Annotated in this window: 13 protein-coding genes; 10 read left to right on the top strand and 3 right to left on the bottom strand. The window is 66.6% G+C overall.

The genetic code is table 11. The annotated features are described in order from the left end of the window. The first annotated feature begins 121 nt into the window (after window positions 1–121). From ggt to ACSYG9_RS02085, 4 genes are all read left to right on the top strand, one after another. Window positions 122–2,101 (top strand): gamma-glutamyltransferase, encoded by a 1,980-nt coding sequence (gene ggt / locus ACSYG9_RS02100; protein WP_454840992.1) that lies wholly within the window; start codon window positions 122–124, stop codon window positions 2,099–2,101. Between the two features lie 212 nt (window positions 2,102–2,313). Beyond that, on the top strand, window positions 2,314–3,480 hold the full coding sequence (locus ACSYG9_RS02095; RefSeq protein ID WP_440127500.1) for an iron-containing alcohol dehydrogenase: 1,167 nt from the start codon (window positions 2,314–2,316) through the stop codon (window positions 3,478–3,480). Further along, window positions 3,477–4,853: a MadS family sensor histidine kinase gene (locus tag ACSYG9_RS02090; protein ID WP_454840989.1), complete on the top strand. Its 1,377-nt coding sequence runs from the start codon at window positions 3,477–3,479 to the stop codon at window positions 4,851–4,853. Before ACSYG9_RS02095 ends, ACSYG9_RS02090 begins: the two co-directional genes overlap by 4 nt. Beyond that, window positions 4,850–5,524 (top strand): MadR family response regulator transcription factor, encoded by a 675-nt coding sequence (locus tag ACSYG9_RS02085; protein ID WP_440125590.1) that lies wholly within the window; start codon window positions 4,850–4,852, stop codon window positions 5,522–5,524. Before ACSYG9_RS02090 ends, ACSYG9_RS02085 begins: the two co-directional genes overlap by 4 nt. 5 nt (window positions 5,525–5,529) lie before the next feature. On the opposite strand, the gene ACSYG9_RS02080 is transcribed toward ACSYG9_RS02085, so the two are convergent. Then, on the bottom strand, window positions 5,530–5,871 hold the full coding sequence (locus tag ACSYG9_RS02080; protein WP_440125589.1) for a winged helix-turn-helix transcriptional regulator: 342 nt from the start codon (window positions 5,869–5,871) through the stop codon (window positions 5,530–5,532). Between the two features lie 86 nt (window positions 5,872–5,957). Here ACSYG9_RS02080 and ACSYG9_RS02075 point away from each other — a divergent pair, with 86 nt between their 5' ends. Continuing rightward, window positions 5,958–6,776, top strand: coding sequence for an NAD(P)H-dependent oxidoreductase (locus tag ACSYG9_RS02075; RefSeq protein ID WP_454840986.1), 819 nt, complete (start codon window positions 5,958–5,960; stop codon window positions 6,774–6,776). Here ACSYG9_RS02075 and mftM read toward each other — a convergent pair. Both mftM and mftR read right to left on the bottom strand, forming a co-directional pair. After that, window positions 6,725–7,534 carry a mycofactocin oligosaccharide methyltransferase MftM gene (gene mftM, locus ACSYG9_RS02070; protein ID WP_454840984.1) on the bottom strand — a complete coding sequence of 270 codons (810 nt, stop codon included), beginning with the start codon at window positions 7,532–7,534 and terminating at the stop codon, window positions 6,725–6,727. The genes ACSYG9_RS02075 and mftM overlap by 52 nt on opposite strands. Beyond that, a complete protein-coding gene (gene mftR / locus ACSYG9_RS02065; RefSeq protein ID WP_440125586.1) occupies window positions 7,531–8,175 on the bottom strand; it encodes a mycofactocin system transcriptional regulator in 645 nt (214 codons plus the stop codon). Before mftR ends, mftM begins: the two co-directional genes overlap by 4 nt. A 141-nt stretch (window positions 8,176–8,316) precedes the next feature. On the opposite strand from mftR, the gene mftA reads away from it, so the two are divergent. The 5 genes from mftA to ACSYG9_RS02040 are packed head-to-tail and all read left to right on the top strand — an operon-like array spanning window position 8,317 to window position 13,167. Next, window positions 8,317–8,412, top strand: coding sequence for a mycofactocin precursor MftA (gene mftA / locus ACSYG9_RS02060; RefSeq protein ID WP_006553546.1), 96 nt, complete (start codon window positions 8,317–8,319; stop codon window positions 8,410–8,412). Between the two features lies 1 nt (window position 8,413). After that, window positions 8,414–8,728, top strand: coding sequence for a mycofactocin biosynthesis chaperone MftB (gene mftB, locus ACSYG9_RS02055; RefSeq protein ID WP_440125585.1), 315 nt, complete (start codon window positions 8,414–8,416; stop codon window positions 8,726–8,728). A 25-nt stretch (window positions 8,729–8,753) separates the two neighbouring features. Beyond that, a complete protein-coding gene (mftC, locus tag ACSYG9_RS02050) occupies window positions 8,754–9,998 on the top strand; it encodes a mycofactocin radical SAM maturase (protein WP_440125584.1) in 1,245 nt (414 codons plus the stop codon). A gap of 21 nt (window positions 9,999–10,019) precedes the next feature. After that, the gene (gene mftD, locus ACSYG9_RS02045; protein ID WP_440125583.1) at window positions 10,020–11,228 is read left to right on the top strand and encodes a pre-mycofactocin synthase MftD; all 1,209 of its coding nucleotides are present in this window, start codon (window positions 10,020–10,022) and stop codon (window positions 11,226–11,228) included. A 22-nt stretch (window positions 11,229–11,250) separates the two neighbouring features. Next, window positions 11,251–13,167, top strand: a complete 1,917-nt coding sequence (locus tag ACSYG9_RS02040; RefSeq protein WP_454840979.1) for a mycofactocin system FadH/OYE family oxidoreductase 1 — start codon at window positions 11,251–11,253, stop codon at window positions 13,165–13,167. Window positions 13,168–13,183: the final 16 nt, after the last annotated feature.

The raw sequence follows: 13,183 nt of genomic DNA, 5'->3' as shown, positions 1-13,183 counted from the left end.
TTATCAACCATCTGGTTGAATAAAGAATGCGCTCGTATGTGCCGTCTGTCAAGGGCACTCGGAGAAACTCGATGTCGTGCGAATGCCGACGGCGCCGCGCTCGCCCGGCTACCGTCGGAGGATGATCTCGGGGGAGAGAATTCGGTCGGGAATCAGGGTCGCTGCTGCAGCGGCGGTGTCGCTCGCGCTCGTCGGCGCGTGCGCGTCGGGATCCGAGGGCGGGGCCAGCGACGACACGCAGAGTGCTGCCGCGACCTGTACTGCGGGGCCCAACGGAACGCCGCTCACGGGCGCACCCCCGTCGCCGGAGACAGGTGACCGCGATATCTCGACCAATCCCGAGATCGCCACCGGCTATCGCACGGGCATGACCGCGGTGACCGCCGATTCGTATGCGGTGTCGACTGCGAACCCGGTCTCGACCGAAGCGGCCTGCGAAGTCCTCCGCGACGGTGGCACTGCGGCCGATGCGCTGGTGGCCGCGCAGATGGTGCTCGGACTGGTCGAGCCCCAGTCGTCCGGCATCGGTGGTGGCGCGTTCCTCGTGTACTACGACGCCGAATCCGGAGAGGTCGAGGCCTACGACGGCCGCGAGACGGCCCCGATGTCCGCGACCGAGAACTACCTACGCTGGATAAGCGACACCGACCGCACGGATCCGAAGCCCGACGCGCGCGCCAGCGGGCGGTCTATCGGAGTGCCGGGCGTGTTGCGCATGCTCGAAATGGTGCACGCCGAACACGGCTCGACGGGCTGGTCCGACCTGTTCGACCCCGCAATCGAACTCGCCGACCAGGGAATCGTGATCAGCGATCGCATGGCCGATTCGATCGCCGACTCCGCGGCGCAACTTGCGGTCGACGACGATGCCCGCGCGTATTTCCTGCTCCCGGGCGGGAGCCCCAAACCGGCGGGGGAGACGCTCACGAACCCGGCCATGGCCAAGACCCTCGGCGCGATCGCCACGGGTGGCGCCGACGCCTTCTATACGGGTGACATCGCGCAGGCCATCGTCGACGCGACGGCAACGGACTCGGGTGGGCGCACGCCCGGAACGATGACCCTCGACGATCTCGCCGGATACGAGGCGAAGGTGCGCACGCCCCTGTGCACCCCGTACCGCGACTACGAGATCTGTGGGATGCCGAATCCGTCGTCCGGCGGTGTGACGGTGGCCGCAACACTCGGCATCCTCGAGAACTTCGACCTCGCCGGGTTGCCGCCCGGCACCGTGGATTCCGACGGTGGCGTGCCGGACGCCGATGCCGTCCATCTGGTCTCGGAGGCCGAGCGACTCGCCTACGCGGATCGCGACAAGTACGTCGCCGATTCCGATTTCGTTCCGCTGCCCGGAGGTTCGCTCGACACCCTCGTGAACCCGGACTACCTCGCAGAACGTGCGGGCCTGATCGATCCGGGAAAGAGCATGGGCGAAGCGCAACCGGGTGATTTCGGTCCCGTGCCGCTCGGCGTTCCCGAACAGACGCCGGAACACGGCACCAGCCACATCTCGGTTGCCGACAGCTACGGCAACGTCGCATCCATGACGACGACGATCGAGTCGGCGTTCGGGTCGTTCCACATGACCGACGGATTCCTTTTGAACAATCAGCTCACCGACTTCTCCGCCGAGCCTGTCGACGACGACGGCATGCCCGTTGCCAACCGCGTCGAACCCGGTAAGCGTCCGCGCAGTTCGATGGCCCCAACCCTCGTATTCGACCGCACCCCCGACGGTGGACGCGGCGATCTGCAGATGGTCGTCGGATCACCCGGTGGCTCGGTGATCATCCAGTTCGTGGTCAAGACCCTCGTCAACTCGCTCGATTGGGGACTCGACCCGCAGCAGGCCGTCTCTGCGGTGTCGTTCGGAGCTGCGAACACACCGGTCACCGGAGTCGGTGGAGAACACCCCGCGATCGACGCCTCGGACGACGGCGCACACGACCCCCTCGTGCAACAACTCCGCGACATGGGGCACGAGGTGTCGGTCGCGCCGCAATCCAGCGGGCTCAGTGCGCTCCAGCGCGACGGCGACGGCTGGATCGGTGGCGCCGATCCGCGCCGTGAAGGTGCCGTCATGGGAGACACCGGTCAGTGACCACGACCTGAACCGACGAGACCTGACGCAACCGGACCTACCCGTTCGGGTAGGTTCAGCGCCCGTCCGCAGGCCCGGTGCGTGCCTGTCCGCAGCGTCCTAGGCTTGGGATGCCCACGTAAGCTGGATCACAGAAATTTCGTCCGGATCGTCAGGAGTGAGCCGTGGCCGTCGTCGTGCCGGAACCCGGGTATGCAGGGGTGGGCCACCACATCGGCGAAGGGAGCCGCCCCGGCGTCGTGAAGTTCCACGCCCCCGAGATCGTGTTCGGGGAGGGGTCGCTGGTCGAGGCGGCGCACGCGACGGCGCGCCTCGGCGGGGTTCGGCCGATGCTTGTCACCGACCCGGGCCTGACAGCAGCAGGCTGGGTCGACGAGTTGCGCCGCCACCTCCTCGACCGGGGCCTGAGTCCTACCATCTGGTCGGACCTGACTCCGAACCCCAAGGACTACGAGGTCGCGGCCGGACACGAGGTGTACCGAGAGGCCGGCTGCGATGTGCTCGTCGCGCTCGGCGGCGGCTCGGTGATCGATGCCGCGAAGAGTATCGCGATCCTCGCCGCCAACGGCGGCAGCATCCTCGACTACGAGGGAGTCGACCGTGCGAGCCTGCCGATTCCACCGATGGTGATGGTGCCGTCGACGTCCGGTACCGGTGCCGACGTGTCCCAGTTCTGTGTGGTCACCGACACCGCACGCGGCAGCAAGATCACCATCATCGGGCGGTCCCTGGTGCCCGATCTCACGGTGATCGACCCGCGACTGCTCACCACCATGCCCGACGATCTCAACGCGGCAACCGGCCTCGACGCGCTGACGCACGGCGTCGAGGCATTCGTTTCCCTCGCACACAATCCCCTCACCGACCATCACGCGCTGCGGGCGATCGACATGGTCACCGGCACACTCGTCCGGACGATCGACGACCCACTCCACATGGCGGCGCGCGCGGCGATGGCACAGGCGAGCCTGGAGGCCGGACTCGCCTTCACCAACGCGATTCTGGGTGCCACGCATGCGATGAGCCATCAGGTAGGTGGTCTCCTCGATCAGCCCCACGGCGTCATCAACGGGGTGTTGCTCCCGCATGTCATCCGATTCAACGGCGCGTCCGATCCCGATCCGTACGTCACCATCGCCGCGACGCTCGGACTCGACGAAGCACGTGGACCCGCAGCCGACGCAGTCGAAGCGGTGGCCGCGCGGATCGACGACCTCTCCCGCCGGGTAGGTGTGCCACGAGGGCTGAAGCAGCTCGGAGTCACCGAGGGCGACCTCCCGCGGCTCGCCGAGGGGGCACTCCGCGACGCCTGCATGTCCACCAATCCGCGTACCGCAACCCACGAGCAGATGATCGAACTGTTCCGGACGGCACTGTGAGCGCGCCGGATCTCTCGGCGCTCACCGGCCTCAGGTCGGGAAAGCCGACGTTCTATCCTCAATATCGCGGTGCGGCAGAACGTCTCGAACGGGTTGTGTATGCGCTCGAATTGATCTCCCGAGCCCTGGTCCGCACCGTCGAGGGCCCCGAGACACTGATCTGCGCAGTTGCGGAGGCCGCTCGCGCACATCTGAGCGCCCGCTGGGTGGCGTTCGCGCTCACCGACGGCACCCTGCCCGACGCAGGTCCGCGCCGACTCGTGCTCGGGCCCGACGCCACCCCGTTCCTGGTCGACAACGTCGAAGGGCCACCGTTGCCCGACGAGGTGGTCTCCGTCCTCGAGGACATCCGCCGCGGATCGATCGAGCAGGGCACCGAGGTCGCGCCGCACCGTGCGTTCGTGCCGATCGTCCTCGACGGGGGTGTGGCCGGAGCGATCGCGGCGTGGACACCCGAGCATCGCGTCCTCGACACCACGGATCGTGCGGTGCTGTCGATTCTGGCGAGCCAGACCGCGGTCGCGCTCCAGAACTCGGCGCTGTATCAGCGGGGACAGTTGCTGCTCCACCGCGCCGAACTGGCGTACCAGGAAGCCAATCGTTCGGCGGCCGACCTGCAAGCACGCAACGAAGAACTCGAGGCGACGCTGCGCGAGCTGGCACTGACCCAACGCAGGCTCGGCGCCGCTCACCGGCATCAAGCGCTCGACGAGGAACGTCACCGCATCGCACGTGAACTCCACGACAGTGTCACCCAGGCCGTGCTGTCCGCCGGAATGCAAATAGAGGTGTGTCGCAGCGACATTCCCACCGAAGAGCGCAGCGAGCGTCTCGATCTGGCCAAGGAGCTGACCCGCCGCGCCGTCGAACAACTCCGATCCGCCATCTACGCCCTCAACCGCACCTCCGACGCCGATCGCTCGTCGCTCCCCGAGATGCTCGAGCAACTCCGGGTGGCGCACACGCCCGCCGAACTCGACATCGCGGTGCGGGTGGGCGGCACACCCGTCGAACTGTCCGGCGACGCCGAACACTCACTTCTCCGGATCGCGGGTGAGGCCCTGTTCAATGCCGCCGTGCACGCGAACGCGACCCGGGCGATCCTGCGCCTGACCTACAGCCCCGACTCGGTGCTGTTGTCCGTCGCCGACGACGGTGACGGCGATCCCGCGCGCATGCGGCTGATGTTGAAGCTGGCGGCGGGCAACGATCTCGACGGCCGTCATCGCGGGCTGGCCAACATGAAGGCCCGCGCACACGAACTCGGCGGCGCCCTCGAGGTGCGCCGAGCCGGGATCGGCGGGGTTCGCGTCGCCGTCCGGATTCCGGTTCGGCGCCCGGCCGACCCGGCCACCACGGGAGAGACACCATGACCGCGACCCGACAACAACCGCAGCGGGCGCCCTCCGGCACGATCCGGATCGCGCTGGTCGACGATCACGCGATCCTGCGACAAGGATTGCGGTCGATCCTCGATCGGGAACCCGACCTCGAAGTGGTGGGGGAGGCGTCCACAGATGTGGAGGCGGTCGCGCTGGTCGACCGGATGCGTCCGGACATCGTCCTGCTCGACCTGAAACTGTCGGCCGGGTCCGACTTCGAAGGTCTGGCCCTGTGCGGGCAGTTGTCCGCGTCCCACCCCGGCACCGGTTTGCTCGTCCTCACTACCTTCCTCGACGAGCAGATCGTCGTCCGTGCGGTGCATGCAGGTGCCCGCGGCTACGTCGTCAAGGATGTCGACACCACCGAACTCGTTCGTGCCATTCGCGCGGTGTCGCGTGGGGAGAGCGCATTCGATTCGCGCAGTGCAGCGGCGGTCGTGCGGTCCCTCAACGGTCAGGGCGTCTCGGTCGAACAACTGACCGGGCGGGAACTCGAGGTGCTGCAACTGCTCGCGGGTGGCCTGTCGAACGCGAAGATCGGTGAGCAGCTGTATATCTCGGCGACCACCGTGAAATTCCATGTCAGCAACATCATGCGCAAGCTCGGAGTGAGCCGGCGTGCGGAGGCGGTGTATGCGGCGAGCAAGCAGGGCCTGATCTGACCTCGTCAGGGCGAGGGCAACTGCTCCTCGAAGTTCTTGCCCCACTCGTCGAGCCAGGCGACTGCGATGTCGAGTGTCCGCCCGAGATCGGTCAATGTGTATTCGACCCGCGGCGGCACCTCGGCGAAGACGGTACGGGTGACGATGCCGTCGGTTTCGAGGTCGCGGAGCTGCCGGGTGAGGACCCGTGGACTGACAGGTCCGACGAGTCGTCCGAGTTCCCCGAATCGACGCGGTCCGTCGAGCAGGTACTTGACGATCGTCAGCTTCCACGACCCGCCGAGGACCGCGACCGCCACTTCGACCGGACACACTCGCAGCGCCGTTGCCACCGCTTTCCTGTGCATCGGACCTCCAATACTTACGTTTCTGTCACTATCGGACACAAATGTGCGTACTTCACATCGGGGCTGCAGGCTCACAGTATGGGAGTATGACGTCGAACGAAAGCGTGCTGTGGGTGCACGCGCATCCCGATCCAACCTCGTTGAATCACGCGCTGTTCCGGGCTGGTACGGATCGGCTGCGGTGCGTCGGCCATGATGTGTCGATTTCGGATCTCTATGCGCAGAACTGGAATCCGGTGCTCTCCGGCGCAGATTTCGTCGATCCGGTGGACGACACCTTGTCGGCGCAGCAGAAGCATGCCACCGTAACCGGAGGGCTCGCTGCCGACATTCGTCGCGAACAGGATGCGGTGCGGGCGGCACGGTACATCGTCGTGCAGTTCCCGCTGTGGTGGTACGGCATGCCCGCGATACTCAAAGGCTGGTTCGACCGCGTGTTCACCAATGGGTTCGCATTCGGAGTGCACGACGAGCACGGACATGTCGTCAAGTACGGGGACGGCGGCCTCGCGGGCAAGACGCTCCTCGTCGTGGTGACCGCGGGTGACCGGGAGTCTGCGCTGGGTCCGAGAGGAATCAGCGGTTCCATCGATCACGTGCTGTGGCCGCTGCTCCACGGCACCGGCTTCTACACCGGAATGCGGGTGCTGCGACCGCATCTGATCGCGAGTGCGAACTTCCTCGACGCGCAGGGTTTCGACGTGGAGGAGCGCCGGTTGCATGCTCGGCTCGACCACCTCGACACCGAACCTGCGATCGAATTCCGGCCGCTACGCTCCGGCGACTACGACGCCGATCACGTGCTGTCGCCGCAGGTCCGTGCCGGTGACGGTGGACTGGACGTTCATGTGCGTCAGCGCACATCGATGACGAGCCAGCCGCCATGGTGCTCGAACGTCTCGTAGGGCAGCCCGGTCCTGCGGCCCAGCGTCACGAGCGCGGTGAGATCGAACGTCCGGATGTGCCCATGGCACGCGGTTGCCTCGTCCTCGAACGGCACGGCAACCACGACGCGTTCACGTGCGACCCGCAGTGCCTCGCGCAGCACGGCGTCGCCTATCTCGTCGTCGACGTGTTCGAGCAGGTGGATGGCGGTGACGGTGTCGTAGCTGTTGTCGGGGACGGGCACGTGCGCGGCGTCGCACACGATCGTGTCGAGTTCGATGCCGAGCTCGGGCGCGACGGCGTCGAGGAGGCGCATGGTGCCGGGCAGGATGTCGGTGGCCGTCACGCGGCTACCTGCGCGAGCAAGGCGGAGCGGGAGGAAACCGAAGCACGACCCGAGGTCGAGGACGTGGCCCCGAACGAGCTTTTCGGCCTTGTCGTGGATCGGGGCGAATTCTGCCGTGCCGTCGAGGAGTTCGCCCAGTGAATTGCGGTAGTAGGTGACCCACGCGTCGAGTGCGCCGGGGACCGTGGAGCGGACGAGCCCCACCATGGTCAGTTCGAACTCCTCCTGTCCGAAGGCGGCGTCCTGCACCGAGGCGGTGACTTCGGCGACGAGCCGTTCGCTGAGCTGGTCGGCGGTGAGTGAGTGCGTCACGTGCAATCGGTCGTCGCCACGACGCAGGGTGAGACCGCCGCTCGGAACGTGCTCGACCGTCACGTGGTCATGCGACCAGCGTCCGGGAGGGCACGGGGCGAGGGAATCGAGCACGGTCATGGCAGGCCAACCTCGGTGGAGTGTGGAGCGACGGTGAGATCACTGTAGTCGAGTCCTGCTGTGAGGGGCTGCATTCCGGTGGCGATCAGCTCTCGGAGATTCGCCGTGGGGTTGTCCAGCCACTCCTCGTACGCGGCGAGAGCCACACCCAGAAGCAGGTACCCGTGCGTGCGCGGCATGTGATCGTCCGGAGATGCGCCGGTGCGACGTGCGGTGAACTCGGCTACCACGCGCCGCCACCCTTCGTACATCACCGCCGAGTACCCCTGGAGTGCCGGCGTGCGCAGGATCAGGCTCATTCGTGCGCGATGGCGATCGGTCTCCGAATCCGGGAAGGTGTTGAAGTCGAGTATCGCGGTGGTGAGTGCTTCGGCCAGGGGGACATCGTCGGGGATCGCTGCGAGGAGGTCCCGCATGTGATCGAGATGCGCATCGAAATCGCCCCAGGCCAGAGCGTTCTTGGAAGGGAAGTACCGGAAGAAGGTACGCCGCGCAATGCCTGCTTCCTCAGCGATGTCGTCGACGCTGGTCTCGTCGAAGCCCGCCTTCTGGAACAACTCGATGCCGATCGCGGACAGGCTCTCCTTCGTGGTGGACGGGCGTCGTCCTACCCGAGCGGACGGTTTTCGTCGGCTTCGCATCGTTGTGCCCTCCCTCACGTGACATTCTGCACTCGATGCCATTAGAGTGGTTAACCGGGTCACAGTGCAAGTGTGGTGTGACACCGGGCTCCAGTTCTGGAGTGTGAAGAAACCGAAGTGCGAAAGAACCGAGGAGGAAGCATGTCCGATCGTGACAACGCCGTGATCGAGTCCGATCTGATCGAGGAGTCTCTCGTCGAAGAGGTGTCCATCGACGGTATGTGCGGCGTGTACTGACATGACCGCGCCCGGAGCCACCGACGTGTCCCCCGAAGCTATGGACACCGAAACGTTCGACCCGGGTGCCACCTGGCGGCTCCATCCGCAGGTAGCGCTTCGCCCCGAACCTTTCGGGGCGTTGCTCTACCACTTCGGCACCCGCAAGCTGTCGTTCCTGAAGAACACCGTCATCGTCGAGGTCGTCAAGTCGCTCGATGGTCATGCATCGGTGCAAGAGGCGTTGCGCGCCCACGGGATCGACGAGAGCGCCGAGCGACCCTACGTGCGTGCCCTCGGCACGCTGGCCGCTTCGAACATGATCGTTCCCGCCTGACGTTCCGACCCAGCAAGGATTCGCCATGACGTCTCTGCTCGAACCGCCCGTAACCTCTGCACCACCGAAGGTGGGTCGCCTCGTCGACCAGTTCGAAAAAGGTCTCGACGCCCCGATCTGCCTGACCTGGGAGCTGACCTACGCCTGCAACCTGTCGTGCGTGCACTGCCTGTCGTCTTCCGGTAAGCGCGACCCCCGCGAACTCAGCACGCAGCAGTGCAAGTCGATCATCGACGAGCTCCAGCGCATGCAGGTGTTCTACGTCAACATCGGCGGCGGTGAACCCACAGTGCGCTCCGACTTCTGGGAGCTCGTCGACTACGCCACGGAGCATCAGGTGGGCGTGAAGTTCTCCACCAATGGCGTGCGCATCGACAAGAAGGTCGCCGCGCGCCTCGCCGCCTCCGACTACGTCGACGTGCAGATCTCCCTCGACGGCGCGACCGCCGAGGTCAACGACGCGGTGCGCGGTCCGGGCTCCTTCGCGATGGCCGTGCGTGCGCTCGAGAATCTGTCCGAGGCCGGCTTCCGCGACGCGAAGATCTCCGTTGTCGTCACCCGCCAGAATGTCGATCAGCTCGACGAGTTCAAGGCTCTCGCCGATCAGTACGGCGCGACACTCCGCATCACGCGGCTGCGCCCCTCCGGTCGTGCCGTGGACGTGTGGGACGACCTGCACCCCACCCACGAGCAGCAGCGACAGCTCTACGACTGGCTCGTCGCGCACGGCGAAGGGGTGCTCACCGGCGATTCGTTCTTCCACCTGTCCGCCTTCGGAGGCTCCGACGGCGGGGGTGGGCTGCCCGGCCTGAACCTGTGCGGCGCCGGCCGTGTCGTGTGCTTGATCGACCCGATCGGAGACGTGTACGCCTGCCCGTTCGCGATTCACGACAACTTCCTTGCAGGCAACATCCTCACCGACGGCGGATTCTCACAGGTCTGGAAGACCTCGGAACTGTTCCGTTCGCTGCGCGAACCGCAGTCCGCCGGTGCGTGTGCGTCGTGCAACTTCTACGACTCCTGCCGCGGCGGATGCATGGCCGCGAAGTTCTTCACAGGTCTTCCGATGGACGGACCGGATCCCGAATGTGTTCAGGGATACGGACAATCGGCACTCGAAGGCGAACGCACCGTGCCGCAGTCCAGCGTCGACCACTCGCGTACCGGCAAGCGCGCCGAGCGTCGCACCCCTGCGGCGCCGGTGCCCCTGACCCTGCTCACCAAACCCCCCGCCAAGTTCTGCGACGAGAATCCGCTCGCAGGTCTGTAGATCCCGAGGAGACCACTTCAGATGGCCAAGCCCTCCTGGCTGAAGAACCCGTGGGCCCAGGACCCCTGGTTCGAAACGGTCGCGATCGCGCAGGAGCGCGCCCGCAAACGACTGCCCAAGTCCGTCTACGGCGCACTGGTTGCCGGGTCGGAAGCCGGTCTCACGGTGGACGACAACACGGCCGCGTTCCGCGAACTCGGTTTCGCTCCGCACGTTGCCGGGCTGTCCGACAAACGTGAGATGGGCACCCGCATCCTGGGGCAGGACGTGTCACTGCCGGTGATGATCTCCCCGACCGGCGTGCAGGCCGTGCATCCCGACGGTGAGGTCGCGGTGGCTCGCGCCGCGGCTGCCCGAGGTGTAGCGATGGGACTGAGCTCGTTCGCGAGCAAATCCATCGAAGATGTCGCCGCGGTCAACGACAAGACGTTCTTCCAGATGTACTGGGTGGGCAGCCGCGAGGTGCTCGTCCAGCGCATGGAACGTGCCCGTGCAGCCGGGGCGAAGGGCCTGATCATGACCCTCGACTGGTCGTTCTCCAACGGCCGCGACTGGGGCAGCCCGGCCATCCCCGAGAAGATGAATCTCGACGCGATGATCAAGTTCGGTCCCGAGGGCATCACACGTCCCAAGTGGTTGCTCGAGTGGGCCAAGACGGGCGGAGTCCCCGATCTGACCACACCGAACCTCACGCTCCCGGGCGGAGAAGCGCCCACGTTCTTCGGTGCGTACGGCGAATGGATGACCACCCCGCTGCCCACGTGGGAAGACGTTGCGTGGTTGCGTGAGCAGTGGGGCGACGGACCGTTCGTGCTCAAGGGCGTCATGCGCGTCGACGACGCCAAGCGGGCAGTCGATGCCGGAGTGACCGCGATCTCGGTGTCGAACCACGGCGGTAACAACCTCGACGGCACTCCCGCGCCGATTCGCGCGCTGCCTGCTATCGCCGAGGCGGTCGGCAAGGACGTCGAGGTGCTGCTCGACGGCGGTATCCGCCGCGGCAGCGACGTCGTCAAGGCACTGGCGCTCGGGGCCAAGGGCGTTCTCATCGGACGCGCTTACCTATGGGGTCTCGCCGCGAACGGTCAGGCCGGTGTCGAGAACGTCCTCGACATCCTCAGTGGTGGGATCGGCTCCGCTCTCATGGGTCTCGGTAAGAACTCGATCCACGAGCTGACCCCGGACGACGTGTTCGTACCGGCCGGGTTCCGCCGCGACCTCGGCATCTGAGACGAATCTCGTTCCGACACAGATGAGCTCAGGGCGTGCCTGCCCGATCAGGCTCACCGATCCGATCACCCTCGCCGGACGTACTGCTCCGGCGAGGGTGATCTTCGGTCCCCATGAGACGAATCTCGCAGAGGGAAGGTCGTTCTCAGCTGAGCACGTCGCCTACTACGAGCGGCGTGCGCGCGGCGGCGCCGGCATCGTTGTCACCGAGGTCGCATCGGTCCACCGTCTCGATCATCCCTACGAGCGCGCGCCCCTCGCGGAAGACAGCGGGACCGGGTGGGCACGAATCGTCGACGCGTGCCGTCCCCTTGGTTCTCTCGTCCTCGTCGGCCTCGGACACAGCGGCCTGCAGGGGTCCAGCGCCTGGTCGCAGTCGGCCCTGTGGGCTCCGTCGCGTGTACCCGACCCGGCGACCCGCGAACTGCCCGCCGAGATGACCGCCGCCGACATCGATGCCGTCATCGAGGGATTCCGGCGTGCAGCCGCGATTGCAGTCGCGTCGGATGCAGACGGAGTCGAACTCGATGCCGGGCCCACCGCGCTGTTGCGCCAGTTCCTGTCCCGGCTCACCAACCATCGCGCGGACGAATACGGCGCCGACAGGCTGCGCTTGCTGCGCGAGGTGCTGGCCGCCGTTCGCGCCGAGCTGGGTGCGACGCGAATAGTGGCCTTACGCCTGTCGTGCGACGAGAACGCTCCCTGGGCGGGTATCACCCCGGATGTTGCGGCCGAGTGGGCACGCGGCCTCGCCCCGCATCTCGACCTGCTCACCGTCGTGCGCGGTGGTCTCTACACACCCGAGGCCTACCGCCCCGACGCGCACACTCCAGAAGGATTCAACGGCGACCTGTGTCGCGGGATTCGCAACGCTGTCGACGGCGCCTGCCCGGTGGTCCTGCAGGGTAGTGTCGTCGACCCCGAGCGTGCGGCACTCGCGCTCGACGGGATCTGCGACATGGTCGAGATGACGCGTGCGCAGATCGCCGATCCCGATCTCGTGCGCTCGATCCGAGACGGTCGACGGCCGAGACCGTGCGTGCGATGCAACCAAGCGTGTCTCGTCCGGGATTTCCGCAACCCGATCGTCGGATGCATCGGAAACGCGGAGGCAGGGCGAGAGACCCGGCCGCCGGTTCGGCACGCAGACGACACCCGCGACGTAATGGTCGTCGGCGGCGGACCGGCCGGTCTCGAAGCTGCGCGTGTGCTCGCCGAACGCGGGCACCGTGTCGTATTGACCGAGCGGGACGAACGTGTCGGAGGCCTGACGGCGCTGATCTCGGCCGGGCAGGGCCGTGCTGATTTTTCCGCACTCACCAGCTGGATCGAGAGTCGTTGTCGTGCAATAGGAGTCGAGATTCGGAGCGGAACCGAAGCCGTCGACGCCGACATCGAGTCGGCAGTCGCACAGGGCGTCGCGGTGGTGCTGGCCACCGGCGGTGAACCCCGCCGCCCGGGTTTTCCCGTCGCAGATGAAAGCCGGTACCTCACGGCAGTCGAGGCGCTGGCGAAGCCCTGCCGAACCTCGGGCCGGGTGGTCGTGTGGGACCCTGCAGGCGGCCCGGCCGCCGTCGCGGTTGCCGAACGTGTCGCGGAACTCGGGGCCGAGGTACATTACGCGACCGTCGATCCGATTGCCGGGTCCAGGTTGGCGCCCACGGGCGATCTCGTTGCGGCCGGTACACGCTTCGCGCAGGCCGGTATCACCCGGCACCTCGACGTCACGGTGAGTGCGGTCGATGGCGACGGTGTTCACCTCCGGTGCCGCCATGCGGACGACTCGGTGGTGGTGGCGGAGGCGACCCTCGTCGACTGCGCCCCGCTGCGTCCGGGTTCGCCCAGGCGGCCGAAGACGATGCGTATCGGCGACTGCGTCGCACCGAGAACTGTCCGTTCAGCGGTCGAGGAAGGGTACGAACTGGGACGCACGCTGTAATCTGAGCAAACTGAAA

This window comes from Rhodococcus sp. SJ-2, from assembly GCF_053750035.1.
The sequence above is the reverse complement of the archived record's forward strand: the minus strand, read 5'-3'. Positions and strand labels throughout refer to the sequence as shown.

Bases quoted from the DNA above. Each gene is read 5' to 3' on its own strand.
- mftM (WP_454840984.1), bottom strand. From the start codon at position 7,534: ATGACCGTGCTCGATTCCCTCGCCCCGTGCCCTCCCGGACGCTGGTCG.
- ACSYG9_RS02080 (WP_440125589.1), bottom strand. From the start codon at position 5,871: ATGCACAGGAAAGCGGTGGCAACGGCGCTGCGAGTGTGTCCGGTCGAA.
- mftD (WP_440125583.1), top strand. From the start codon at position 10,020: ATGGCCAAGCCCTCCTGGCTGAAGAACCCGTGGGCCCAGGACCCCTGG.
- mftB (WP_440125585.1), top strand. From the start codon at position 8,414: ATGACCGCGCCCGGAGCCACCGACGTGTCCCCCGAAGCTATGGACACC.
- ggt (WP_454840992.1), top strand. From the start codon at position 122: ATGATCTCGGGGGAGAGAATTCGGTCGGGAATCAGGGTCGCTGCTGCA.
- ACSYG9_RS02085 (WP_440125590.1), top strand. From the start codon at position 4,850: ATGACCGCGACCCGACAACAACCGCAGCGGGCGCCCTCCGGCACGATC.
- ACSYG9_RS02040 (WP_454840979.1), top strand. From the start codon at position 11,251: ATGAGCTCAGGGCGTGCCTGCCCGATCAGGCTCACCGATCCGATCACC.
- mftR (WP_440125586.1), bottom strand. From the start codon at position 8,175: ATGCGAAGCCGACGAAAACCGTCCGCTCGGGTAGGACGACGCCCGTCC.
- ACSYG9_RS02075 (WP_454840986.1), top strand. From the start codon at position 5,958: ATGACGTCGAACGAAAGCGTGCTGTGGGTGCACGCGCATCCCGATCCA.
- mftC (WP_440125584.1), top strand. From the start codon at position 8,754: ATGACGTCTCTGCTCGAACCGCCCGTAACCTCTGCACCACCGAAGGTG.
- mftA (WP_006553546.1), top strand. From the start codon at position 8,317: ATGTCCGATCGTGACAACGCCGTGATCGAGTCCGATCTGATCGAGGAG.